The 21,527-nt window shown below is 59.1% G+C and carries 26 protein-coding genes; 17 read left to right on the forward strand and 9 right to left on the reverse strand.

From position 1 onward, the window contains the following. Nucleotides 1–56 precede the first annotated feature (56 nt). Nucleotides 57–974 carry a LysR family transcriptional regulator gene (locus HFK74_RS00960; RefSeq protein WP_180201991.1) on the forward strand — a complete coding sequence of 306 codons (918 nt, stop codon included), beginning with the start codon at nt 57–59 and terminating at the stop codon, nt 972–974. Here HFK74_RS00960 and HFK74_RS00965 read toward each other — a convergent pair. Next, entirely contained in the window at nt 947–1,273 is a 327-nt protein-coding gene (locus tag HFK74_RS00965; protein WP_020798079.1) for a YqjD family protein, read from the reverse strand. The genes HFK74_RS00960 and HFK74_RS00965 overlap by 28 nt on opposite strands. Before the next feature lie 157 nt (nt 1,274–1,430). On the opposite strand from HFK74_RS00965, the gene HFK74_RS00970 reads away from it, so the two are divergent. After that, the gene (locus tag HFK74_RS00970; RefSeq protein WP_008027736.1) at nt 1,431–1,646 is read left to right on the forward strand and encodes a dodecin; all 216 of its coding nucleotides are present in this window, start codon (nt 1,431–1,433) and stop codon (nt 1,644–1,646) included. A 121-nt stretch (nt 1,647–1,767) separates the two neighbouring features. Next, complete coding sequence (locus tag HFK74_RS00975; protein ID WP_180201992.1) at nt 1,768–1,992, forward strand: DUF1161 domain-containing protein; 225 nt, start codon at nt 1,768–1,770, stop codon at nt 1,990–1,992. Between the two features lie 61 nt (nt 1,993–2,053). Here the strand turns inward: HFK74_RS00975 and HFK74_RS00980 are convergent, their stop codons facing one another. Continuing rightward, nucleotides 2,054–3,055: an LLM class flavin-dependent oxidoreductase gene (locus HFK74_RS00980; RefSeq protein ID WP_180201993.1), complete on the reverse strand. Its 1,002-nt coding sequence runs from the start codon at nt 3,053–3,055 to the stop codon at nt 2,054–2,056. A gap of 240 nt (nt 3,056–3,295) precedes the next feature. On the opposite strand from HFK74_RS00980, the gene HFK74_RS00985 reads away from it, so the two are divergent. Next, a complete protein-coding gene (locus HFK74_RS00985) occupies nt 3,296–3,727 on the forward strand; it encodes an OsmC family protein (RefSeq protein ID WP_180201994.1) in 432 nt (143 codons plus the stop codon). A 186-nt stretch (nt 3,728–3,913) separates the two neighbouring features. Beyond that, nucleotides 3,914–4,147: a DUF1161 domain-containing protein gene (locus tag HFK74_RS00990; RefSeq protein ID WP_180201995.1), complete on the forward strand. Its 234-nt coding sequence runs from the start codon at nt 3,914–3,916 to the stop codon at nt 4,145–4,147. A 6-nt stretch (nt 4,148–4,153) separates the two neighbouring features. On the opposite strand, the gene HFK74_RS00995 is transcribed toward HFK74_RS00990, so the two are convergent. Further along, nucleotides 4,154–4,576: a hypothetical protein gene (locus HFK74_RS00995; RefSeq protein ID WP_180201996.1), complete on the reverse strand. Its 423-nt coding sequence runs from the start codon at nt 4,574–4,576 to the stop codon at nt 4,154–4,156. Nucleotides 4,577–4,616: 40 nt separating this feature from the next. Continuing rightward, entirely contained in the window at nt 4,617–5,039 is a 423-nt protein-coding gene (locus tag HFK74_RS01000; RefSeq protein ID WP_180201997.1) for a hypothetical protein, read from the reverse strand. Nucleotides 5,040–5,099: 60 nt separating this feature from the next. On the opposite strand from HFK74_RS01000, the gene HFK74_RS01005 reads away from it, so the two are divergent. Further along, complete coding sequence (locus tag HFK74_RS01005) at nt 5,100–6,173, forward strand: aminopeptidase (protein ID WP_180201998.1); 1,074 nt, start codon at nt 5,100–5,102, stop codon at nt 6,171–6,173. A 307-nt stretch (nt 6,174–6,480) separates the two neighbouring features. On the opposite strand, the gene HFK74_RS01010 is transcribed toward HFK74_RS01005, so the two are convergent. After that, entirely contained in the window at nt 6,481–7,131 is a 651-nt protein-coding gene (locus HFK74_RS01010; RefSeq protein WP_180201999.1) for an HAD family hydrolase, read from the reverse strand. Between the two features lie 28 nt (nt 7,132–7,159). Continuing rightward, nucleotides 7,160–7,705, reverse strand: a complete 546-nt coding sequence (locus HFK74_RS01015) for a gamma carbonic anhydrase family protein (protein WP_180202000.1) — start codon at nt 7,703–7,705, stop codon at nt 7,160–7,162. A gap of 89 nt (nt 7,706–7,794) precedes the next feature. Between HFK74_RS01015 and prlC the strand changes: the two genes are divergently transcribed. Together prlC and HFK74_RS01025 are read left to right on the forward strand one after the other, a co-directional pair. Then, on the forward strand, nt 7,795–9,846 hold the full coding sequence (gene prlC / locus HFK74_RS01020; protein WP_180202001.1) for an oligopeptidase A: 2,052 nt from the start codon (nt 7,795–7,797) through the stop codon (nt 9,844–9,846). Then, complete coding sequence (locus HFK74_RS01025; protein ID WP_008064765.1) at nt 9,843–10,130, forward strand: YheV family putative zinc ribbon protein; 288 nt, start codon at nt 9,843–9,845, stop codon at nt 10,128–10,130. The genes prlC and HFK74_RS01025 overlap by 4 nt, the downstream gene beginning before the upstream one ends. A 61-nt stretch (nt 10,131–10,191) precedes the next feature. Here the strand turns inward: HFK74_RS01025 and HFK74_RS01030 are convergent, their stop codons facing one another. Beyond that, the gene (locus HFK74_RS01030; RefSeq protein ID WP_180202002.1) at nt 10,192–10,497 is read right to left on the reverse strand and encodes a hypothetical protein; all 306 of its coding nucleotides are present in this window, start codon (nt 10,495–10,497) and stop codon (nt 10,192–10,194) included. Nucleotides 10,498–10,692: 195 nt separating this feature from the next. On the opposite strand from HFK74_RS01030, the gene HFK74_RS01035 reads away from it, so the two are divergent. From HFK74_RS01035 to HFK74_RS01045, 3 genes are all read left to right on the forward strand, one after another. Then, entirely contained in the window at nt 10,693–11,751 is a 1,059-nt protein-coding gene (locus HFK74_RS01035) for a PA0069 family radical SAM protein (protein WP_180202003.1), read from the forward strand. Between the two features lie 241 nt (nt 11,752–11,992). After that, on the forward strand, nt 11,993–12,724 hold the full coding sequence (locus HFK74_RS01040) for a carbonic anhydrase (RefSeq protein ID WP_180202004.1): 732 nt from the start codon (nt 11,993–11,995) through the stop codon (nt 12,722–12,724). Nucleotides 12,725–12,814: 90 nt separating this feature from the next. After that, nucleotides 12,815–14,344 carry a SulP family inorganic anion transporter gene (locus HFK74_RS01045; protein ID WP_180202005.1) on the forward strand — a complete coding sequence of 510 codons (1,530 nt, stop codon included), beginning with the start codon at nt 12,815–12,817 and terminating at the stop codon, nt 14,342–14,344. 115 nt (nt 14,345–14,459) lie between these two features. Here HFK74_RS01045 and HFK74_RS01050 read toward each other — a convergent pair whose 3' ends face one another. Further along, complete coding sequence (locus HFK74_RS01050) at nt 14,460–15,110, reverse strand: hypothetical protein (RefSeq protein WP_180202006.1); 651 nt, start codon at nt 15,108–15,110, stop codon at nt 14,460–14,462. A gap of 369 nt (nt 15,111–15,479) precedes the next feature. On the opposite strand from HFK74_RS01050, the gene coxB reads away from it, so the two are divergent. The 4 genes from coxB to HFK74_RS01070 all read left to right on the forward strand — a co-directional run bounded on the left by coxB (nt 15,480) and on the right by HFK74_RS01070 (nt 19,864). Next, on the forward strand, nt 15,480–16,607 hold the full coding sequence (coxB, locus tag HFK74_RS01055) for a cytochrome c oxidase subunit II (RefSeq protein WP_179054894.1): 1,128 nt from the start codon (nt 15,480–15,482) through the stop codon (nt 16,605–16,607). Nucleotides 16,608–16,689: 82 nt separating this feature from the next. After that, nucleotides 16,690–18,288, forward strand: coding sequence for a cytochrome c oxidase subunit I (gene ctaD, locus HFK74_RS01060; RefSeq protein ID WP_008064745.1), 1,599 nt, complete (start codon nt 16,690–16,692; stop codon nt 18,286–18,288). Between the two features lie 111 nt (nt 18,289–18,399). Continuing rightward, nucleotides 18,400–18,951, forward strand: a complete 552-nt coding sequence (locus HFK74_RS01065) for a cytochrome c oxidase assembly protein (protein ID WP_180202007.1) — start codon at nt 18,400–18,402, stop codon at nt 18,949–18,951. A gap of 25 nt (nt 18,952–18,976) precedes the next feature. Then, entirely contained in the window at nt 18,977–19,864 is an 888-nt protein-coding gene (locus tag HFK74_RS01070) for a cytochrome c oxidase subunit 3 (RefSeq protein ID WP_180202008.1), read from the forward strand. 79 nt (nt 19,865–19,943) lie between these two features. Here the strand turns inward: HFK74_RS01070 and HFK74_RS01075 are convergent, their stop codons facing one another. Then, nucleotides 19,944–20,147 carry a twin transmembrane helix small protein gene (locus HFK74_RS01075; protein ID WP_008152470.1) on the reverse strand — a complete coding sequence of 68 codons (204 nt, stop codon included), beginning with the start codon at nt 20,145–20,147 and terminating at the stop codon, nt 19,944–19,946. A 70-nt stretch (nt 20,148–20,217) separates the two neighbouring features. Between HFK74_RS01075 and HFK74_RS01080 the strand changes: the two genes are divergently transcribed. Both HFK74_RS01080 and HFK74_RS01085 read left to right on the forward strand, forming a co-directional pair. Beyond that, entirely contained in the window at nt 20,218–20,958 is a 741-nt protein-coding gene (locus HFK74_RS01080; protein WP_180202009.1) for an SURF1 family protein, read from the forward strand. After that, on the forward strand, nt 20,924–21,517 hold the full coding sequence (locus HFK74_RS01085; RefSeq protein WP_180202010.1) for a hypothetical protein: 594 nt from the start codon (nt 20,924–20,926) through the stop codon (nt 21,515–21,517). Before HFK74_RS01080 ends, HFK74_RS01085 begins: the two co-directional genes overlap by 35 nt. Nucleotides 21,518–21,527 lie beyond the last annotated feature (10 nt).

Genomic DNA, 21,527 nt, shown 5'->3' on the forward strand with positions numbered 1-21,527 from the left:
CCGGACCTGAAAACCGATAAGATCGCCACAACCTGTCAGGAAAACTCACAGATACCATGAGCCACGACCTGCCACCGCTGAATGCCCTGCGCGCCTTCGAAGCCACTGCCCGCTTGAACAGCGTCAGTCAGGCAGCCGAGCAGCTGCACGTCACCCATGGTGCGGTCAGCCGGCAGCTTAAAGTGCTTGAAGAACACCTCGGTGTGAGCCTGTTCACCAAGGAAGGACGCGGACTGAAACTCACAGATGCAGGCATGCGTCTGCGTGACGCCAGCGCTGAAGCGTTTGAGCGCTTGCGCACCGTGTGCGCCGAGCTCACCCAAAGCACCGCCGATGCGCCGTTCGTCCTGGGCTGTTCGGGAAGCCTGCTGGCACGCTGGTTCATACCGCGCCTGGGGCGACTGAATGCCGATCTACCCGACCTGCGCCTGCACCTGTCAGCCGGCGAAGGCGATCTCGACCCCCGTCGCCCGGGCCTGGATGCCCTGCTGGTGTTCGCCGAACCGCCCTGGCCGGCCGATATGCAGGTTTTTGAGCTCGCCAGCGAACGGATCGGCCCGGTCTTGAGCCCACGGTTCGCCGGCTATGAGCGCCTGAAAACGGCGCCGGCCACCGCGCTGCTCACCGAACCCTTGCTGCACACCACTTCGCGTCCGCAAGCCTGGCCCAGTTGGGCGCAGCAAAGCGGGCTCGACGCCAAGGCGTTGAAGTACGGGCAGGGATTCGAGCATTTGTATTACTTGTTGGAAGCGGCCGTGGCCGGGCTGGGCGTGGCGATTGCCCCCGAGCCGCTGGTGGCCGAGGACTTGAAGGCGGGTCGCCTGGTCGCCCCTTGGGGATTTTGCGAAACACCCGCGCATCTGGCCTTGTGGCTACCCAAGCGCGCCGCGGACGGGCGCGCCAGGCAACTGGCGCAATGGCTCAAGAATGAGCTGCGCCAGACAGATCATTCCCCGCGTTTAAACAGCAGGTAGGCCGCCAACAGGCCCAGCGCACCGACGGCAACACCGGCCGTCGTCCAAGGGTGCTCCTGTGCGTAATCGCGAGTGGCGATTCCGGTTTCACGGGTTTTGACCTTGACCTCTTCATAGGCATCCGAAAGCAGATGGCGCGAATGCCTCAACGCATTCTCGGCATTGCCTTTGAGCACCTTGAGGGTTTTACGCGACTCGTCCGAGGCGTCGTCCTTCAGGCTTTCCAAGGATTTGAGCAGACTCTCGATCTCCGCTTCCATGCTTTGCAATGAGGCTTTGCGTAACGAGCTGTTGGCCATGGTGGCTCTCCTGCATTGTTGATGAGTGGCGTGTGTTGGTTGGGACTTCAGGGACTCGAGAAAGTGCAGTAAATGTGAGCTTCCCTGTCGCACCGACCGAAGGAAGTAAGTCAGAAAATCACTGCTAGGCTGTATTTCACACCCTAAGGAGAACGCCATGACTGACCATCACACTTATAAGAAAGTCGAACTCGTAGGCTCGTCCACCAGCAGTATCGAAGACGCGATCAACAACGCGCTGGCCGAGGCCAGCAAGAGCCTCAAGTACATGGAATGGTTTGAAGTGACCGAAACCCGCGGCCACATCAAGGACGGCAAGGCTGCGCACTTCCAGGTGACGCTCAAGGTCGGATTCCGGATTGCCAGCAGCTGACGTTCGTCTAGTCTTCTGAACTTGCGCGCTGGCCGAGTGCCATAACGACTGGCAATGCGCTAGGCGCGTTCCGGCCAATGGCTGGATGCCTTTTTTTTGATCCGACCAGAGAATGCGACCGATGAAGAAGTTTATTTTGGCGGTAGGTTTGTTGAGCCTGGCGGGTACTGCCTTTGCTGACGGCGGCAAGTCCTGTGAAGAGTTGAAAGCCGAAATCGCTGCAAAGCTCGATGCCAAGGGCGTTTCGGGTTATTCGCTGGAAATCGTTGATAAAGGCAATGCATCTGGCGGAAAAATCGTCGGCACCTGCGAGAAGGGCAGCAAGGAAATAGTCTACAAAAAGTAGTCCCAACCCTATGCAAGCAAAAAGCCGACGCCATCGCGTCGGCTTTTTGCGGTTAGCGTGCTCAGCCCTTCATGACCTGCGCCAGCAGCTCATAAGAATGCAGGCGATCCGCGTGTTCGTAGAGGTCGCAGGTGAAAATCAGTTCGTCGGCCTGGGTCTGCTCGATCAGCACTTCCAGCCTGGCGCGGATTTTTTGCGGGCTGCCGATCATCGCCAACCCCAGGAAATCGCTGACGGCTTCTTTCTCGTGGGGCAACCACAGCCCGTCCATCGTTTTCACTGGCGGGCGCTGCACCAGGCTCTGACCACGCATCAGCGCGAGAATGCGCTGGAATACCGAGGTCGCCAGATAGTCGGCCTGTTCGTCCGTGTCGGCGGCCACCAGCGGCACGCCAAGCATCACGTAGGGCTTGTCGAGCACTGCAGAAGGCTTGAAATGATTGCGGTAGACGCGAATGGCCTCATGCATGAAGCGTGGAGCGAAGTGTGAAGCGAAGGCATAGGGCAAGCCGCGCTCCCCTGCCAGCTGCGCACTGAACAGGCTTGAGCCCAGCAGCCAGATCGGCACATTCGTGCCGGTCCCCGGCATCGCGATGACACGCTGGTCCGGGGTGCGCGGGCCGAGATAACGCACCAGTTCGGCCACATCTTCCGGGAAATCGTCGGCGCTGCCGGAGCGTTCACGACGCAGTGCACGGGCCGTTATCTGGTCCGAACCGGGCGCACGGCCAAGCCCCAGGTCGATGCGCCCTGGATACAGGCTTTCAAGCGTGCCGAATTGTTCTGCGATCACCAGCGGCGCATGGTTGGGCAACATGACTCCGCCGGAACCGACCCGAATGGTCGAGGTGCCACCGGCCAGATAGCCAAGCAGCACGGAGGTCGCAGAACTGGCAATGCCGTCCATGTTGTGGTGTTCGGCAACCCAGAACCGGTTATAGCCGAACTTTTCAACGTGCTGCGCCAGGTCCAGCGAGTTGCGCAATGACTGGGCGGCGCTGCCGTTCTCCCGCACGGGCACCAGGTCGAGGGTCGAGAACTTGATATCGGACAGTCGTTTCATAAACCTGCTTCTCCAATTGAGGGCGCAGGTTTTTTGTTACAAACGAAAACCTGCCGAATCCATAAGCGTGGTTCATGCAATGAGGGCATATACCCGAGTTTCAATAGCACGGCGAAATTTACCGGCAAAAAAGCCGATCGATCAGATGCGCTGAACTTTGCTCCCCGGCCTACCCTCAGAACCCTAGCGACCGAAACCACAATGGCGCGACGCTTCGCGCCGGATCTTGAGGAGACAGGCATGGCTATCACCAAGAAAGCATCGGCCCACTGGGAAGGTGATCTGAAAACCGGCATCGGCTCGATTTCCACCGAAACCGGGGTGCTCAGGGACGCGCCCTACGGCTTCAAGGCCCGCTTTGAGGGCGGCAAGGGCACCAATCCCGAAGAGTTGATCGGTGCGGCCCACGCGGGCTGTTTCTCGATGGCGTTTTCGATGATTCTCGGTGACGCCGGCCTCAAGGCTGACAGCATCGATACCAACGCCGAAGTCACCCTGGATCAGGTAGAAGGTGGTTTTGCGATCACGGCCGTGAAACTGATCCTCAAGGCCAAAATCCCCGGCGCAAGCCAGGCGCAGTTCGATGAGTTGAGCAACAAGGCCAAAGAGGGTTGCCCGGTGTCCAAAGTGCTGAATGCGAAAATCAGCCTGGATGCGACTTTGCTCAGCTGAATTCGCATTGAAACGAAAAGATCGCAGCCTCCGGCAGCTCCTACAAATGACGCTGATCCTGTAGGAGAGGCCATAGGCTGAGATCTTTTTTGAGTTGAATCAGATTTGCCGGGTAAAACTGTGGTCGAATAAATGACAGCAGCAAAAACGCATGACCTGTGCGCGCTGCCTCAAGGAGCTTCAACCATGAAACGTTTTGCCTTGGCGGTTATCTGTTGCGCCCTGGCCACTTCGGCCCTGGCGGCACCCAAACCTTGTGAAGAACTCAAGGCCGAAATCGAAGCCAAGATCCAGGCCCGAGGGGTGACGTCCTACACCCTGGAAATCGTTACCAATGACGAAGTGCACGATCAGAACATGGTCGTTGGCTCGTGCGACGGCGGCACCAGGAAAATCATCTACCAGAAGAATGACCGCTGACCGCAGTTACGGCACACAGTTGATCTGGCTCTCTTCGGCAACGATCTCATGCTTGGCGTTGTACAGCCGCGCTTCAGGGGTGAACGCCATGGAGCGAGCTTGTAACAGATAGCGCTGACCGGCTTCGAAATGATCGTATTTGACGATCATGTAGCACAGCCGCTCCGTGGTACCGCCGAACAAGTCCGAGCCCCCGCCGCCTGGTACTTCAAAATCGAAGCGCACGGTCAGTTCGTGGCTGCCGGGAGTGACCTGGAAAAAACGCCCGTCACGCAAGCGCTGGTTGTCCAATCGCTCGGCCATCAGCAATTTATCGTTAGGGAATGGCGTAGAGAAGTCGACCCACGCCATCTGCGGATTGGCCGCCGGCATCGGCGTCGAACAGCCGGCGACGGCACTTGCGGCCAGTAACAGCATCAACCTGCGCATGATGAATGTCCCAATGTCGGGATATTCAGAATAGCGCCGATCAGGTCCGTTGGCAGCCCGCCGGTGTGCCCTGGCCAATCACTTTTCGCTGTTGATCATACAACTTGGCCCATGGCCGGAAGCCGATATTCCCCGCTTGCAGTTGATAGCGCTCGCCCGCATTGAAGTCGTTGAATTTCACATTCAGCTGGCAGTCCCGCCACAGCGGTTCGGCATCGGGACCGATATTGGTGGGCTGGACCGGGAACTGGTAGCGAACGGTCAACTCATGGCTGCCGGGTTGAACCTCGAAATAGCGCTTGTCGGCGGCCGCCTTGTTGTCCACCTCCAGCGCCAGCAAGGCCGTATCTTCCTGATGTGACTCCAGATCGATCCATGCTTGCGTCGGATCAGGGCGAGGTAATCCGAATCCTGCACAACCGGCCAGCATCAGCAGGCCTCCCGTCAGCATCAACTTGCGCATAGCGGAGCTCCAGTCAAGCGGGATAGTCTTGCGAGCAGACTTTCCAGGGATTTTTTTATTTTGATCAGGCCGCGTCGAAGCCTTGGGTTACTTGATCGCGTTTTACGCATTTTGTTTCCGGGTGCGTTGTTTTTGTTACTCAACGGTTGTTCCAGCGTCAGCTACTACAGTCAGTTGGCCAGTGGCCAGCTGCAATTGCTGCGGGCACGGGAGCCCGTTGCCCGGGTGATTGCCGATCCGCAGCGCGATCAGAAACTGCGTGCGCATCTGGCTCAGTCACAAAAGGCGCGGACCTTCGCCAGCCAACAACTGCATCTGCCGGATAATCAGAGTTACCGCTTGTATGCCGACATTGGCCGTCCCTATGTCGTCTGGAACGTGTTTGTCACGCCGGAATTTTCCCTGAAGCCAAAAAACCATTGCTTCCCCATCGCCGGTTGTGTGGCTTATCGCGGCTATTACAGCCAGAGCGCGGCTCGCGGTGAGGCGGCGCTGCAACACCTGCAAGGCATGGACGTGTCCATCGGTGGAGTAGAGGCTTATTCAACCCTGGGCTGGTTCAACGATCCGATCATGAACTCGATGATGGGCTGGGGCGATGAACGCCTGGCCACGCTGATCTTTCATGAACTCGCGCACCAGCGCGTTTATGTGAAGGATGACACTGAGTTCAACGAATCATTCGCCACCTTCGTTGAGCAGGAAGGTACTCGACAGTGGCGGGCATTTCGCAATCTTCCCCCGGAAAGCGGGGCAAAGGCGCAACAACGGGACCAATTCATTCAGCTGATTCTGGACACCCGCACCCGGCTGGAAAACCTTTACAGCCTGCCGCTGCCGCCGGAACAAATGCGTCAGCGTAAAGCCGAGGCGTTCGAACAGTTGCGCGCCGAATACCGACAGATGCGTGATAAACAATGGGCCGGGGACAAACGCTACGACGCGTGGATCAATGCGCCGATGAACAATGCGCGATTGCTGCCGTTCGGTCTTTACGACCAGTGGGTGCCGGCGTTTGCTGCGTTGTTCAGGCAGGAGGGTGGGGATTGGGTGAAGTTTTATGCGCGGGTCGAGAAGTTGGGTGCGTTGCCGGTTGAACAGCGTAAAGCGGCTTTGAGGGCGTTGTCGTTGTAGGAGCGAGGCTTGCCCGCGAACCAGACGCCGCGGTAGATCTGTAGTACCGCGTCATCGTTCTTCGCCGGCAAGCCTGGCTCCTACAGGCGAACCAGACGCCGCGGTAGATCTGTAGTACCGCGTTATCGTTCTTCGCCGGCAAGCCTGGCTCCTACAGGCGAACCAGACGCCGCGGTAGATCTGTAGTACCGCGTCATCGTTCTTCGCCGGCAAGCCTGGCTCCTACAGGCGAACCAGGCGCCGCGGTGTATCTGTTGTACCGCGTCATCGTTCTTCGCCGGCAAGTCGGATCGCCGCCCGCTGGCTCCTACGGCCGCAAAAACGCCTGATGCATCTCTTCCAGCGTTTCGAAGTGATAGGCCGGTGCTTCAGCGCTCAACTCCTCCCGACTGCCGAACCCATAACCCACCGCTGCCCCGTCCAACCCATTACTGCGCGCACCAATCAGGTCGTGCTTGCGGTCGCCGATCATCAGGGTAGTGGCCGGGTCGAGGCCTTCTTCGGCCATCAGGTGGGCGATCAATTCGACTTTATTGGTGCGGGTGCCATCCAGTTCGCTGCCGTAGATCACCTTGAAGTGTTTGGCGAAATCGAAATGGCGGGCGATTTCCCGGGCGAAGACCCAGGGTTTGGAGGTTGCGATGTACAACTGTCGCCCTTGCCCACCCAGGGTTTCGAGCAGCGGCGTGACACCGTCGAACACACGGTTTTCGTACAACCCGGTGACCTTGAAGCGTTCCCGGTAGAAGTTCACCGCCTCCCAGGCCTTGGCCTCGTCAAAGTCGTAAAACTGCATGAAGGCCTGCAACAAGGGCGGGCCGATGAAGTGTTCGAGCTTGGTCAGGTCGGGCTCATCGATACCCAACTTGCCCAGGGCAAACTGGATCGAACGGGTAATGCCTTCGCGCGGGTCGGTCAGGGTGCCATCGAGGTCGAACAGAACGGTTTGGTAATGCATGAAAATTCCTGGGCGATAGCGAAACGTTTCAGATCTGGTCGTAGCCTTCGGCCAGATGCAAATCCTTCAGCTTCACGTAGTTCGCCGCGCTGTAGGTGAAAAAGGCTTGTTCCTTGTCGGTCAGTGGCCGGATCTGTTTCACCGGACTGCCCACATATAGAAAACCGCTTTCCAGGCGCTTGCCCGGTGGCACCAGGCTGCCGGCGCCGATGATCACATCATCGGCGACCACCGCGCCGTCCATGACGATGCTGCCCATGCCGATCAACACCCGGTTGCCGACGCTGCATCCATGCAACATCACTTTATGGGCGATGGTCACATCGTCACCAATCAGCAACGGGAAACCGTCGGGGTTGAAAGGCCCGGCATGAGTGATGTGCAGCACGCAGCCGTCCTGCACGCTGGTGCGCGCGCCAATGCGGATGCGGTGCATGTCGCCGCGGATCACCGTCAAGGGCCATACCGAGCTGTCTTCGCCGATTTCGACATCGCCGATCACCACCGCCGAGCTGTCGACAAAAGCGCCTTTGCCGAGCAACGGCGTGTGGTTCTGGTACTTGCGAAGGGACACGATAGGTTCTCTCTCTGTCGCTGATAGCTGCGGTGAGTGTCGATTGTAATTAAGATGGCTGCACGTTTCTTCCAGCCAAGGTGCCAACCGTGAGCGTGAACAACCCTCTTTTGCAGTCCTACGACCTGCCGCCGTTCTCCACGATCCGTGCCGAGCACGTGAAACCGGCCATTGAACAGATCCTGGCTGACAACCGCGCCGCCATTATCGAGATCCTCAAGACCCAGGGCAAACAACCGACCTGGGCCGGCCTGGTGCTGGCCATGGACGAACTCAACGACCGCCTGGGTGCGGCGTGGAGTCCGGTCAGCCACTTGAACGCCGTGTGCAACAGTGCCGAACTGCGCGAAGCCTACGAGTCCTGCCTGCCGGCCTTGAGCGCCTACTCCACCGAGATGGGCCAGAACCGTGAACTGTTCCAGGCCTATGAAGCCCTGGCCAACAGCCCGGAAGCCGCCAGTTTCGACGTAGCGCAGAAAACTATCCTGGAACATGCCCTGCGCGATTTCCGTCTGTCGGGTATCGACTTGCCGGAAGCCGAGCAGAAGCGTTACGCCCAAGTGCAGAGCAAATTGTCGGAGTTGGGCAGCCGCTTCTCCAACCAACTGCTGGACGCTACCCAGGCCTGGACCAAGCACATCACCGACGAAGCCGCCCTCGCCGGCCTGACCGACTCGGCAAAGGCGCAAATGGCCGCCGCCGCGCAAGCCAAGGACCTCGATGGCTGGCTGATCACTCTGGAATTCCCGAGCTACTACGCGGTGATGACCTACGCCCACGACCGCGCCCTGCGTGAAGAAGTCTACGCGGCGTACTGCACCCGCGCGTCGGACCAGGGCCCGAATGCCGGCCAGAACGACAACGGCCCGGTCATGCAGGAAATCCTCGACCTGCGTCAGGAGCTGGCCAAGCTTCTGGGCTTCGCCAGTTTCTCGGAGCTGAGCCTGGCCACCAAAATGGCTGAATCCAGCGATCAGGTGCTGAGCTTCCTGCGCGACCTGGCCAAGCGCAGCAAACCGTTTGCCGCCCAGGACCTGGAACAGCTCAAGGCTTACGCCACAGAACAAGGCTGCCCGGACCTGCAAAGCTGGGACAGCGGCTTCTACGGCGAAAAACTTCGCGAGCAGCGTTACAGCGTTGCCCAGGAAGCCCTGCGCGCCTACTTCCCGATCGATAAAGTACTGGGCGGCCTGTTCGCCATCGTGCAGCGCCTGTACGGCATCGAAATCGCCGAGCAGCAAGGCTTCGACACCTGGCACCCGGATGTGCGCCTGTTCGAAATCAAGGAAAACGGCCAGCACGTCGGCCGCTTCTTCTTCGACCTCTACGCCCGCGCCAACAAACGCGGTGGTGCCTGGATGGACGGCGCCCGTGACCGTCGCCGCACCGCCGAGGGCGTGCTGCAGAGCCCGGTGGCCAACCTGGTGTGCAACTTCACTCCAGCCGACAGCGGCAAGCCTGCGCTGTTGACCCACGATGAAGTCACCACCCTGTTCCACGAATTCGGCCATGGCCTGCATCACCTGCTGACCCGCGTCGAGCACGCCGGTGTTTCCGGCATCAACGGTGTGGCTTGGGACGCGGTCGAGCTGCCAAGCCAATTCATGGAAAACTGGTGCTGGGAGCCCGAGGGGCTGGCGCTGATTTCCGGTCACTATGAAACCGGCGAACCCCTGCCGCAGGACCTGCTGCAGAAAATGCTCGCGGCGAAAAACTTCCAGTCCGGCCTGATGATGGTCCGCCAACTGGAGTTCTCGCTGTTCGACTTCGAACTGCACGCCACCCACGGTGACGGTCGTAGCGTACTGCAAGTGCTTGAAGGCGTGCGCGACGAGGTGTCGGTGATGCGTCCTCCGGCCTACAACCGTTTCCCTAACAGCTTTGCGCACATCTTCGCCGGTGGTTACGCGGCAGGCTACTACAGCTACAAATGGGCTGAAGTGCTCTCGGCCGATGCTTTCTCCAAGTTTGAGGAAGAAGGCGTGCTCAATGCCGACACCGGCCGGGCGTTCCGCGAAGCGATCCTGGCGCGCGGCGGCTCCCAAGAGCCGATGGTGCTGTTCGTCGACTTCCGTGGTCGTGAGCCGTCGATTGACGCACTCTTGCGACACAGCGGCCTGAGTGAGGGCGCGGCAGCATGAGTGAGAGTCCCGTGATTACCAAACGACGCTTTATCGCAGGCGCAGTTTGCCCGGCCTGCAGCGAGCCGGACAAATTGATGATGTGGAGCGAAGACGATGTACCGCACCGCGAATGCGTGGCCTGCGGTTATTCCGATACGCTGAATGAACAAGGCCTGTCCGTTCCCAAGGAACTGGGCACCCGGGTCAACACTTCCGCACTCAAGCCTGCGGACACCAAGGTTCAGGCCGTGCAGTTTTTTCCAAACCCGAAGCTGAAGAAAAAACCTGACGAACAACACTGAGTAGAAAAACAACACCTCTCACGGCGCAATGCCGTGGGAGGTTTCGCTTATCGAGTGTCCGTCAAGGCGTGGAAATGCTGAGGTAGGCTTTGGCCAGCGCCAGCAGTTTCATCATGTCCTCGGCGTCAATATCGCCGTCACCATCGACATCTTTATTGAAGTTACGGATCTTGAATGATTGTCCCCCATCACTTGAGGAGGCGATGAGGGTGGTGGTGTCCAGCAAAGCGGTGGTCGTCGCGAAATTTTTTGCATCCCAAGTCTCTTCCTTCAATGCAAACTGCATCGATACAAGCACTTCGTTTGGATTGACGGCACTCGGACCCAGTTTTTGTAAAAAAATACCGCGGCGATTAAACATCGACATAATTAAATCCTTTTAATTGATACTCAAATCAATGCATTGAGCGACCGCAACGATACCGGTGCCTGGAGTGCTTCAACCAGACGCGATTTGTATCGTTCAATGACTTCGAAACCAGTCCGAAGAGCTGCCAGACGGCACTGGTCACCCGAGCCTTTCACGTATACTGTATGGGCATACAGCATGCGAGCCATCCCCATGAACGCGCCATTGCCCCCACGCGGTCGCGGCACCGCCACCAACCCGCACAACCGCTTCGCAGCCCATCGCTCGGTGGCCGAGGACGACGGCTGGTATCAGGAAGCGCCGATGACCCAAGGCACCGAGGTGTCCATCGAGACCGCGAAAACCATCATCACCCGCAACAACTCACCGGACCTGCCCTTCGATCGATCGATCAATCCTTATCGTGGCTGCGAGCACGGTTGCATCTACTGTTACGCGCGGCCCAGCCACGCTTATTGGGACATGTCACCAGGCCTGGATTTCGAGACGAAGCTGATCGCCAAGACCAATGCCGCGGACATACTGGAGGAACAGCTCTCCAAGCGTGGCTATCAATGTGCACCCATTAACCTGGGGTCCAACACCGATCCTTACCAGCCCATCGAGCGCGAGTACAAGATCACCCGCCAAACCCTCGAAGTGCTGCTGCGCTTCCGCCATCCGGTGACAATCGTGACCAAGGGCTCGTTGATTCTGCGCGATCTGGACCTGCTGGCCGAACTGGCCCGGCAAAGGCTGGTGGCGGTGATGATCAGCCTGACCACGCTGGACGACGAGCTCAAGCGCATCCTCGAACCCCGCGCTGCAGCCCCCAAGGCCCGACTTCGGGCGATCAGGGTGTTGCGCGAAGCGGGCGTTCCGGTGGGCGTGCTGTGTTCGCCCATGATTCCGATGATCAACGACAGCGAAATCGAAAACCTGCTCACAGAGGCCCACGCGGCTGGGGCACAGAGCGCCGCCTACATGATGTTGCGGTTGCCCCTGGAAGTCGCGCCCCTGTTCGAAGAATGGCTGGCGGCCCACTATCCGCAACGTGCGGCCCATGTCCTGAGCCTGATTCGCCAGAGCCGCGGCGGCGAACTGTACGACAGTCGCTTTGGCACACGCATGCGCGGTGAAGGCCCCTTTGCCGATCTGTTGGCACAACGTTTCGCCAAGGCCATCAAGCGCCTTGGGCTCAACCATCGGGAAGGTTTTAACCTGGACTGCGAAGCCTTCTGTCCGCCGGGTCGCCAAATGTCGTTGATTTAAGGACAATTAGCCTATGGTTGAGTACTGGGGATCGCGCTCGACTTTTTCGCCAGTCACGTTTTTTGTGACCTGGAACACAGGTTCTAGAGCGGTCTATTCAGTTTGAGTTAAGATTCGACGGCTACCTTGTTCATCGAGTGACTGACGGGTCGATTGACGACCTGGATGTTTTTTTAAACAGCCACTGGCTTCACACCGGACAAAACGGGAATATCCCTGACTCCGCCAAAGAGGATGAATCATGAGTGACAAGGATAAACAGCCGTTGGCTGCGTCGGCTTCTGCCCAACCCGAGGCGGAAACCGCCGATGCAGCGCTGCAGCATATCGTTGACGGCTTTTTGCATTTTCATCATGAGATCTTTCCGCAACAGGAAGAACTCTTCAAAAAACTCGCCACGGCCCAGCAGCCACGGGCGATGTTCATTACCTGCGCTGACTCGCGCATCGTACCCGAGCTCATCACCCACAGCTCGCCTGGCGACCTGTTCGTTACCCGCAACGTCGGCAACGTCGTACCTCCTTACGGCCAGATGAACGGTGGTGTTTCCACCGCCATCGAGTACGCGGTGCTGGCACTGGGCGTACAGCACATCATTATCTGCGGCCACTCCGATTGCGGAGCGATGCGTGCGGTACTCAATCCCGACAGCCTGGAAAAAATGCCTACGGTCAAAGCCTGGCTGCGGCATGCGGAAGTCGCGAAAACCATGGTGCACGACAACTGCAACTGCGCCGACGAAAACGAGCGCATGCATGTTCTCACTGATGAAAATGTCATCGCCCAGTTGCAACACTTGCGGACCCATCCCTCGGTAGCCTCGCGCATGGCGAACGGTCAACTGTTCATCCATGGCTGGGTCTATGACATCGAAACCAGCGAAATCAAAGCTTACGACGCGGATCAGGGTCGTTTCCTGCCGCTCGACGGCCGCCATCCGATTCCGGTGGCGACGCCCAAAGCGCGCTTCTAAATACTCCTAACCATCTGTGTGGTTTGACGCCGGCCGCTGTTTCAGCGGCCCGGCCTCGCCATGCCTGAAGAAAACTTCGGGAGAATCATCATGCGTGCTGCGCAACTTAAAGCTGTGCTGCCACGGGAGCTACTCGCTTCGGTGGTTGTGTTTCTGGTCGCCCTGCCCCTGTGCATGGGCATTGCCATCGCTTCGGGACTGCCGCCGGCCAAAGGCCTGATCACCGGGATCATCGGGGGACTGGTAGTCGGTTGGCTGGCCGGCTCGCCGTTGCAAGTCAGCGGCCCCGCGGCAGGCCTGGCGGTGCTGGTGTTCGAACTGGTACGCCAGCATGGCCTGGTCATGCTCGGGCCGATCCTGCTGTTGGCGGGCTTTCTACAACTGGTCGCCGGTCGGTTGAAACTGGGCTGCTGGTTTCGCGTGACAGCGCCCGCCGTTGTCTACGGCATGCTCGCCGGGATCGGGGTGTTGATCATCCTGTCACAGCTGCACGTGATGCTGGACGCCACACCCAAGCCTTCAGGGCTGGATAACCTGGCGGCCTTCCCGGCCGCCGTGGCTCAGGCTTTGCCATCCCTTGGCTGGCAGGCCGGTTTGCTCGGGCTGGGAACGATCGCTGTGATGTGGCTGTGGGAAAAGCTGCGTCCCCATTCCCTGCGTTTTGTTCCCGGCGCGCTACTTGGGGTAGGGATCGCCACCGTCGTCAGCCTGGTCTTGGCGCTGCAAGTCAAACGGGTGGAAGTGCCGGCCAACCTGGCCGAAGCCATCGACTGGCTCAAACCTGCGGACTTGCTGAACCTGGCTGACCCTGCGCTGCTGATCGCGGCATTCGCCGTAGCCTTCATCGCCAGCGCCGAAACCCTGCTATCCGCCGCCGCGGTCGACCGCATGCACAGCGGCCAACGTTCGGACTTCGATCGCGAACTGTCTGCCCAAGGCGTCGGCAACATGCTGTGCGGATTGCTCGGCGCGTTGCCGATGACCGGGGTGATCGTACGCAGCTCGGCTAACGTCCAGGCCGGGGCTACCACGCGCTATTCGACGATTTTCCACGGATTGTGGCTGCTGGCGTTCGTGATGTTGCTGTCGAGCGTGCTGCAAAGCATTCCCGTGGCGAGCCTGGCCGGTGTGTTGGTTTACACGGGTTTCAAACTGGTCGACCTCAAGGCATTTCGCGGTTTGGGTCGATACGGTCGAATGCCGATGTTCACCTACGCCGCGACGGCACTGGCGATCATCTTCACCGACTTGCTGACAGGCGTGCTGATCGGCTTCGGCTTGACCCTGGTGAAACTGGCGCTGAAGGCTTCACGACTGAAAATCAGCCTGATCGACCTGCCCCGGGACGGGGAAATGGAGCTGCGCCTGGTCGGTGCGGCGACCTTTCTCAAGGTCCCGGCGTTGACTCGGGTACTGGGCAGCATTCCAGCAGGTGCGACGGTGCATGTGCCGCTCAATAACCTGAGCTACATCGACCACGCTTGCCTGGAGTTGCTGGAGGAATGGGGGCGGGCGAATACGGCCAAGGGTTCGAAGCTGTTGATCGAATCGCGCGGGTTGAAGCGACGGCTTGAAGGGCGGGTACGGACTACGGTTGGTGTCGGATCGCCAGCGGTATAACAACAATTTCCTGTGGGAGCGAGCCTGCTCGCAATGAACGATAACGCGGTCTGCCTGACAAGCCGCGTCGCCTGAATCGCGAGCAGGCTCACTCCCACAGGTACTGCGTTCAGGATCAAGCCACTGGCTGTTCCAGATCCAGGCCCACGCCCAGGCGGCGGGACATACACGGCCAGCGCTTCCACGCGGCGCCAGTGTCCGGGCTGCTGAGTTTCTCGCGGTAGGCTTCGACCGATTCCAGCGCAAAGCTTTCGTCGTTGAGCATTTCGTCCACGGCGTGATGCACAGCTTCGTCCAGTTGATTGGCAAATTCCTCACCGATCAACTGGTGAGCAATCAGGTTGGCGACAGTCATGTCCAAGGGGATCAGTGGCTGGCCAAGATGCTTGATATACAGGTCGTTGACCTCTTCGACGAACCGGTGCGCCAGATAGGCTTCGTCCAGCAGGCTGTCGAGCCCGACGTGCCCGGCCATGATCGCCGGCGGCTGGAGGAAGTACTGTTCGGCGATTTTCAGCACCGGTTTTACCTGCGATTCGATACCCGCTTCCCTGGCGACTTCATTGGCTGCATCCAGCAGGTCTGGCACTTCATCGATGTAGGCGGCGACAAAACGTGTCAGTACGCCGTTGGCATCAGCCTCCGGTAATTGGATCGCGCGGTGTAGATGAGGCAGTTGGGTTTCCAGCTGACGTGTCAGCAGGCCGGTCTCGGCTTCGTGTTGTTGGGCTTTTTGGATCTGCTCGCGCAATGCGGCGGTGTTCATGAAAACTCCAGGAAACAAGGCAATGAAATAGGGAAGACATAACTTAGCTGGCTTACGAAAAATGCTAAGACGCATTTGTCATAATTGTTTCATCCTTGAGACGTCTCCGTTATATCGGTTCGCCACCACTCGTCTGCATCCTTCTCCATTCGTGCCCTGCAAAGCAAGTTAATGCTGTTTCAGATGATTTACGCCAGCACATTGCGAGGTGAGAGTCGCTGTCTATACTCGGGTTGGAATGGAGTTAGCTGATGACGCCCGACTGCAATGCAGCAAGGCCCGGCGATTCAAGTTCGTAGTCTGATGCAGCCGCTCCCTTGCCGCAGGTGAAAGCCGGCGGGATAACAAGAACGATAAGGGGAACCCGCAATGATGCGACATCCACATGTCTGGATGGGCCTCCTGTTGTGGTCGATTTTCAGTCAGGCGCAAGCGGCCTGGACTGTGAATATGGCGCCTGGAGCGACTGAAATCAGTCACGCTGTGTTTGACCTGCACATGACCATTTTCTGGATCTGTGTAGTGATCGGCATCATCGTCTTTGGCGCCATGTTCTGGTCGATGATCCTGCACCGCCGCTCTACCGGGCAGGTGGCGGCAAAATTTCATGAAAGTACCACCGTCGAAATCCTCTGGACCATCGTGCCCTTCATCATCCTGGTGGCCATGGCGGTTCCGGCGACTGCCACCCTGATCAAGATGTACGACGCCAGTGAGCCGGATATCGATATCCAGGTCACCGGCTATCAGTGGAAATGGCACTACAAGTACCTGGGCCAGGACGTTGAGTTCTTCAGCAACCTGGCCACTCCCGCCGATCAGATCCACAACAAGGAAGCCAAGAGCGAGCACTACCTGCTCGAGGTCGACAAGCCGCTGGTGCTTCCGATCGGCGCCAAGGTGCGCTTCCTGGTGACCTCCGCCGACGTGATCCACTCCTGGTGGGTACCGGCCTTCGCGGTCAAGCGCGATGCGATCCCGGGGTTCGTCAACGAAGCCTGGACCCGCATCGAAAAACCTGGCGTCTACCGCGGTCAATGCGCCGAGTTGTGCGGCAAGGATCACGGGTTCATGCCGATCGTGGTCGAGGTCAAGGACAAGCCCGATTACGAAAAATGGTTGGCTGAACGCAAGGCTGAAGCTGCGCAACTCAAGGAGCTGACAAGCAAGGAATGGACCCTCGACGAGCTGAAGGAGCGCGGCGACAAGGTCTATCACACCACCTGCGTGGCCTGTCACCAGGCCGAAGGCCAGGGGCTGCCGCCGATGTTCCCGGCACTCAAGGGCTCGAAAATCGCCACCGGACCGATCAAGGATCACCTGAGTATTGTCTTCCATGGCAAGCCTGGCACCGCCATGGCGGCGTTCGGCAAGCAACTGTCGGAAGTCGATATCGCAGCGGTCGTGACCTACGAGCGTAACGCCTGGGGTAACAACAAGGGCGACATGGTCACTCCCAAGGAAGTGCTGGAGCTGAAACAGGCGGAAAGCAAATGACCCGGTCTATTGCGCACCCAAGGAACCCGTCGGGGCATCACGCCTCGACCTGCCCAGCCCATCTGCTTGCAGGAGACAGGACATGACTGTTGTAGTCGATGACCATGTTCAGACCGGCACCGCCCACGAGCACGCCCACGGCCCCGCCAAAGGCCTGATGCGCTGGGTGCTGACTACCAACCACAAGGACATCGGTACGCTGTACCTGTGGTTTGCGTTTTCCATGTTCCTGCTCGGCGGCTCGTTCGCGATGGTGATTCGCGCCGAACTGTTCCAGCCAGGGTTGCAGATCGTCCAGCCGGAATTCTTCAACCAGATGACCACCATGCACGGCCTGGTGATGGTCTTCGGTGCGGTGATGCCGGCCTTTGTCGGCCTCGCCAACTGGATGGTCCCGCTGATGATCGGCGCCCCCGACATGGCGCTGCCGCGGATGAACAACTTTAGCTTCTGGCTGTTGCCGGCGGCGTTCATCCTGCTGGTTTCGACCCTGTTCACCCCCGGCGGCGGCCCCAACTTCGGCTGGACGTTCTACGCGCCGCTGTCGACGACCTATGCACCGGAAAGCGTGACGTTCTTCATCTTCGCCATTCACTTGATGGGGATCAGTTCGATCATGGGTGCGATCAACGTGATCGCCACCATTCTCAACCTGCGCGCCCCCGGCATGACCCTGATGAAAATGCCGCTGTTCGTCTGGACCTGGCTGATCACCGCGTTCCTGCTGATCGCGGTGATGCCGGTACTGGCCGGTTGCGTGACAATGATGCTGATGGACATCCACTTCGGCACCAGCTTCTTCAGTGCCGCCGGTGGCGGTGACCCGGTGCTGTTCCAGCATGTGTTCTGGTTCTTCGGCCACCCCGAGGTGTACATCATGATCCTGCCGGCCTTCGGTGCCGTCAGCTCGATCATTCCGGCCTTTTCGCGCAAGCCGCTGTTCGGCTACACCTCGATGGTCTACGCCACGGCATCTATTGCCTTCCTGTCGTTCATCGTCTGGGCGCACCACATGTTCGTGGTCGGCATTCCACTGGTGGGCGAGCTGTTCTTCATGTACGCCACGTTGCTGATCGCGGTGCCCACCGGGGTCAAGGTGTTCAACTGGGCCAGTACCATGTGGCAGGGTTCGCTGACCTTCGAGACGCCGATGCTGTTCGCCGTGGCGTTCGTGATCCTGTTCTCCATCGGCGGTTTCTCCGGGCTGATGCTGGCCATCGCCCCGGCGGACTTCCAGTACCAGGACACCTACTTCGTGGTCGCGCACTTCCACTACGTGCTGGTACCGGGGGCGATCTTCGGGATCTTCGCCTCGGCTTATTACTGGATGCCGAAGTGGACTGGCCACATGTACGACGAAACCCTCGGCAAGCTGCACTTCTGGCTGTCGTTCATCGGCATGAACATGGCCTTCTTCCCGATGCACTTCGTCGGGCTTGCGGGCATGCCGCGGCGGATTCCGGACTACAACCTGCAATTCGCCGACTTCAACATGGTGTCGTCGATCGGCGCATTCATGTTCGGTGCAACGCAGATTTTCTTCCTGTTCATCGTGATCAAGACCATTCGCGGCGGCCCGCCAGCACCGGCCAAACCGTGGGATGGGGCTGAAGGCCTGGAATGGAGCATTCCGTCACCGGCGCCGTATCACACCTTCACCACCCCGCCGGAAGTGAAATGAACACCTTGTCCCTTGTAGGAGCTGGCTTGCCAGCGAAGCTTTTAGCGCCAGTGAGGACGCGTTCGCTGGCAAGCCAGCTCCTACAAGGGTTTGGTGTTGAGGGTTCGAATCATGGCTGACTCGATTTCGATGAAGAAACTGGTCACCCGCCTGTTACTGGTGGTGGTAGCGATGTTTATCTTCGGTTTTGCCCTGGTGCCGATCTACGACGTGATGTGCAAGGCATTCGGCATCAACGGCAAGACTGCCGGGCAGTACGAGGGCGAACAAACGGTCGATACCTCGCGGCAGGTTCGCGTGCAGTTCCTGTCGACCAATTCCGCCGACATGTCCTGGGACTTCTATCCCAAGCACGACGAATTGACGGCCAACCCCGGGGCGGTGAACGAGATGATCTTCATCGCGCACAACCCTACCGATCGCCCAATGAGCGCCCAGGCGGTGCCGAGCATCGCCCCCAGCGCGGCGGCGGCGTACTTCCACAAGACCGAATGCTTCTGTTTCACCCAACAAGTGCTGCAGCCCGGTGAACGGATAGAGATGCCGGTACGTTTCATCGTTGACCGCGACATGCCCAAGGATGTGAAGCACCTGACGCTGTCCTACACGCTGTTCGATATCACCGCCCGACATCCACCGGTCGCAGTAAATACTGGCGGTTGAGCGTGCCCGATAAGGAGAACAATAAATGGCAACTCATGAACACTATTACGTTCCGGCCCAGAGCAAATGGCCGATCATCGCCACGGTCGGGATGTTCGTCACGGTATTCGGCCTGGCCACCTGGTTCAACGATCTGAAAGCGGCGCGGCCGGAATCCCACGGCCCGCTGATCTTTTTCGTCGGTGGCCTGTTGCTGGCCTACATGCTCTTTGGCTGGTTCGGTACGGTGATCAAGGAAAGTCGCGGCGGCCTGTACAGCGCGCAAATGGATCGCTCGTTTCGCTGGGGCATGAGCTGGTTCATTTTCTCGGAGGTGATGTTCTTCATCGCCTTTTTCGGCGCGCTGTTTTATGTGCGCCATGTGTCCGGCCCGGCACTCGGCGGTGAAGGCACCAAAGGCATCGCCCACATGCTGTGGCCTGCCTTCGAGTGGACCTGGCCATTGCTGAACAACCCCGATTCCAAGCTGTTCCCACCCCCCAAGGAGGTCATCAGCCCCTGGGGACTGCCGCTGCTCAATACCGTGATACTGGTGAGCTCCAGCGTCACCGTGACCATCGCCCACCATGCCTTGAAAAAGGGCCATCGCGGCGCGCTGAAAATCTGGCTGGCGCTCACGGTACTTCTGGGCTGTGCGTTCCTGGGCTTTCAGGCCGAAGAGTACATGCACGCCTACCACGAGCTGGGCCTGACCCTGGGTTCGGGCATCTACGGCGCCACGTTCTTCATGCTCACCGGGTTCCACGGCGCCCACGTGACCATCGGCACCATCATCCTGTTCGTGATGCTGATGCGGGTCATGCGTGGGCACTTCGACAGCGAACATCAATTCGGCTTCGAGGCGGCGAGTTGGTACTGGCACTTCGTGGATGTGGTGTGGATCGGGCTGTTCGTTTTTGTCTATGTGCTGTAGGAGCGAGCTTGCTCGCGAAGGTGTGCCAGACACGTTGATTTCGACTGAGACACCTTCGCGAGCAAGCTCGCTCCTACAACTACCACGGGACATGAGAGACAAGCTGGCCGCTGAAAAAACCCCAGGCGATCAAGCCGACGGTGATGGCGGCCAGTGCCACACGAACACTCAAGGCAATGACGAGGCGGTTCGAACTGCTGTCGTCCTTGACCAGAAAAAACAGGCCGCTGAACAGGCTGACAACCGTGGCAATCAGCATCAGGACGATGGCTGCTTTGAGCATGGTGACACTCCGGGGGACAAGCGATGCATCTGAGTATAGCTATCGCGATGACCGACTTTCTGGCGACGCCATGAAGCGCTTTCGGCCGGGCATCATTCCGACATTGGTGGTAGCGCTGTTGCTGCCCCTGCTGGTATCGCTCGGGTTCTGGCAATTAAGCCGGGGCGCGGAGAAAAGCGCGCTGCTGCAAAGCTACACTGAGCGCCGGGCCGCAGAACCGATGGCCAGCACCGAGCTGCAACACACCGCAGATCCTGCTTTCAGACGGATTCACCTGCACGGCCAGTTCGACGCCGCGCACAGCCTGTTGCTGGATAACCGCCAGCGCGGCGGCAAGGTCGGGGTCGAATTGCTGCAACCGTTTCAGGATCAGGCCACCGGGCTGTGGCTGCTGGTCAACCGCGGCTGGCTGCCATGGCCCGACCGCCGGACGCCACCGCAATTCACCACACCGACCGATGCCTTGAGTCTCGATGCATGGGTCTACGTTTCGCCCGGTGCGACCTTCCAGCTCCACGCCGACCCAAGCACCAGCACCTGGCCAAAATTGCTGACGGCCATTGACCCCAACGCACTCTGGACAGCCCTGGGCCGTGAAGGCTTTGCCTACGAATTACGCGCAGAAGCCGGACCTGCGACTTACCAGGCTGATTGGCCAGTGGTTGCCACGGGCCCGGAAAAACATATCGCTTATGCCGTGCAGTGGTTCGCCATGTCGATCGCCCTGTTCGGTCTTTATCTCTACCTCGGCTGGCACAACGCAAAGGAGAAACACCATGGGAGCGGCCATGAATCCACCCAGCATGTCTGAGGCAAAAGCGCCGGTGAACCGACGCAAGGGACGGTTGCAGTTACTGCTGATTGTGCTGGGGGTGGTCGGTCCGATGATCCTCGCCACCGGCATGTACAAACTGAATTTCTGGGTGCCGGAAGGCCGCAGTTATCACGGCGAACTGATCGGCAACGGACAAAGCCGCGCCGACCTTGGCGTACAGGCGCAGGAAGACCGCTGGCAGTTGCTGGTGACGGCACCGAAGGCGTGTTCGGTGGACTGCCAGCAACTGGTTTATCTGGCGCGACAAATCCAGATCGGCCTGGGTCGCGATGCCGGTCGCGCCAGTCACGCACTGGCGGTCACGCAGCCGCTGAGCAGTGATTACGAGACTAAACTTCAACGCGAGTACCCGCAGTTGCAGCGCTATCCACTGGACTTGCCGACCTACACCAAAGGTGCGCAGAGCAATGACTCTCCACACCTGTGGATCATCGACCCCCACGGCAATCTGGTGCTGCGCTACGACCCGTCAGTCAAAGGCAAGGATCTGCTCAATGACCTGCGGCACCTGTTGAAACTGTCGAACATCGGATAAGGGCATCGTC

This window comes from Pseudomonas sp. SbOxS1, from assembly GCF_013416725.1.
In the GTDB taxonomy this organism is placed as follows: Bacteria; Pseudomonadota; Gammaproteobacteria; order Pseudomonadales; family Pseudomonadaceae; genus Aquipseudomonas.

What these genes read in the sequence shown, in the direction of transcription:
- HFK74_RS00995 (WP_180201996.1), bottom strand. Translation starts at nt 4,576, where the DNA reads ATGCGCAGGTTGATGCTGTTACTGGCCGCAAGTGCCGTCGCCGGCTGT.
- HFK74_RS01045 (WP_180202005.1), top strand. Translation starts at nt 12,815, where the DNA reads ATGCGTGCTGCGCAACTTAAAGCTGTGCTGCCACGGGAGCTACTCGCT.
- HFK74_RS00990 (WP_180201995.1), top strand. Translation starts at nt 3,914, where the DNA reads ATGAAACGTTTTGCCTTGGCGGTTATCTGTTGCGCCCTGGCCACTTCG.
- HFK74_RS01040 (WP_180202004.1), top strand. Translation starts at nt 11,993, where the DNA reads ATGAGTGACAAGGATAAACAGCCGTTGGCTGCGTCGGCTTCTGCCCAA.
- HFK74_RS00985 (WP_180201994.1), top strand. Translation starts at nt 3,296, where the DNA reads ATGGCTATCACCAAGAAAGCATCGGCCCACTGGGAAGGTGATCTGAAA.
- HFK74_RS01030 (WP_180202002.1), bottom strand. Translation starts at nt 10,497, where the DNA reads ATGTCGATGTTTAATCGCCGCGGTATTTTTTTACAAAAACTGGGTCCG.
- HFK74_RS01035 (WP_180202003.1), top strand. Translation starts at nt 10,693, where the DNA reads ATGAACGCGCCATTGCCCCCACGCGGTCGCGGCACCGCCACCAACCCG.
- HFK74_RS00980 (WP_180201993.1), bottom strand. Translation starts at nt 3,055, where the DNA reads ATGAAACGACTGTCCGATATCAAGTTCTCGACCCTCGACCTGGTGCCC.
- HFK74_RS01000 (WP_180201997.1), bottom strand. Translation starts at nt 5,039, where the DNA reads ATGCGCAAGTTGATGCTGACGGGAGGCCTGCTGATGCTGGCCGGTTGT.
- HFK74_RS01070 (WP_180202008.1), top strand. Translation starts at nt 18,977, where the DNA reads ATGGCAACTCATGAACACTATTACGTTCCGGCCCAGAGCAAATGGCCG.
- HFK74_RS00965 (WP_020798079.1), bottom strand. Translation starts at nt 1,273, where the DNA reads ATGGCCAACAGCTCGTTACGCAAAGCCTCATTGCAAAGCATGGAAGCG.
- HFK74_RS01085 (WP_180202010.1), top strand. Translation starts at nt 20,924, where the DNA reads ATGGGAGCGGCCATGAATCCACCCAGCATGTCTGAGGCAAAAGCGCCG.
- HFK74_RS00975 (WP_180201992.1), top strand. Translation starts at nt 1,768, where the DNA reads ATGAAGAAGTTTATTTTGGCGGTAGGTTTGTTGAGCCTGGCGGGTACT.
- HFK74_RS01010 (WP_180201999.1), bottom strand. Translation starts at nt 7,131, where the DNA reads ATGCATTACCAAACCGTTCTGTTCGACCTCGATGGCACCCTGACCGAC.
- ctaD (WP_008064745.1), top strand. Translation starts at nt 16,690, where the DNA reads ATGACTGTTGTAGTCGATGACCATGTTCAGACCGGCACCGCCCACGAG.
- HFK74_RS00960 (WP_180201991.1), top strand. Translation starts at nt 57, where the DNA reads ATGAGCCACGACCTGCCACCGCTGAATGCCCTGCGCGCCTTCGAAGCC.
- HFK74_RS01080 (WP_180202009.1), top strand. Translation starts at nt 20,218, where the DNA reads ATGAAGCGCTTTCGGCCGGGCATCATTCCGACATTGGTGGTAGCGCTG.
- HFK74_RS00970 (WP_008027736.1), top strand. Translation starts at nt 1,431, where the DNA reads ATGACTGACCATCACACTTATAAGAAAGTCGAACTCGTAGGCTCGTCC.
- HFK74_RS01025 (WP_008064765.1), top strand. Translation starts at nt 9,843, where the DNA reads ATGAGTGAGAGTCCCGTGATTACCAAACGACGCTTTATCGCAGGCGCA.
- HFK74_RS01065 (WP_180202007.1), top strand. Translation starts at nt 18,400, where the DNA reads ATGGCTGACTCGATTTCGATGAAGAAACTGGTCACCCGCCTGTTACTG.
- coxB (WP_179054894.1), top strand. Translation starts at nt 15,480, where the DNA reads ATGATGCGACATCCACATGTCTGGATGGGCCTCCTGTTGTGGTCGATT.
- HFK74_RS01050 (WP_180202006.1), bottom strand. Translation starts at nt 15,110, where the DNA reads ATGAACACCGCCGCATTGCGCGAGCAGATCCAAAAAGCCCAACAACAC.
- HFK74_RS01075 (WP_008152470.1), bottom strand. Translation starts at nt 20,147, where the DNA reads ATGCTCAAAGCAGCCATCGTCCTGATGCTGATTGCCACGGTTGTCAGC.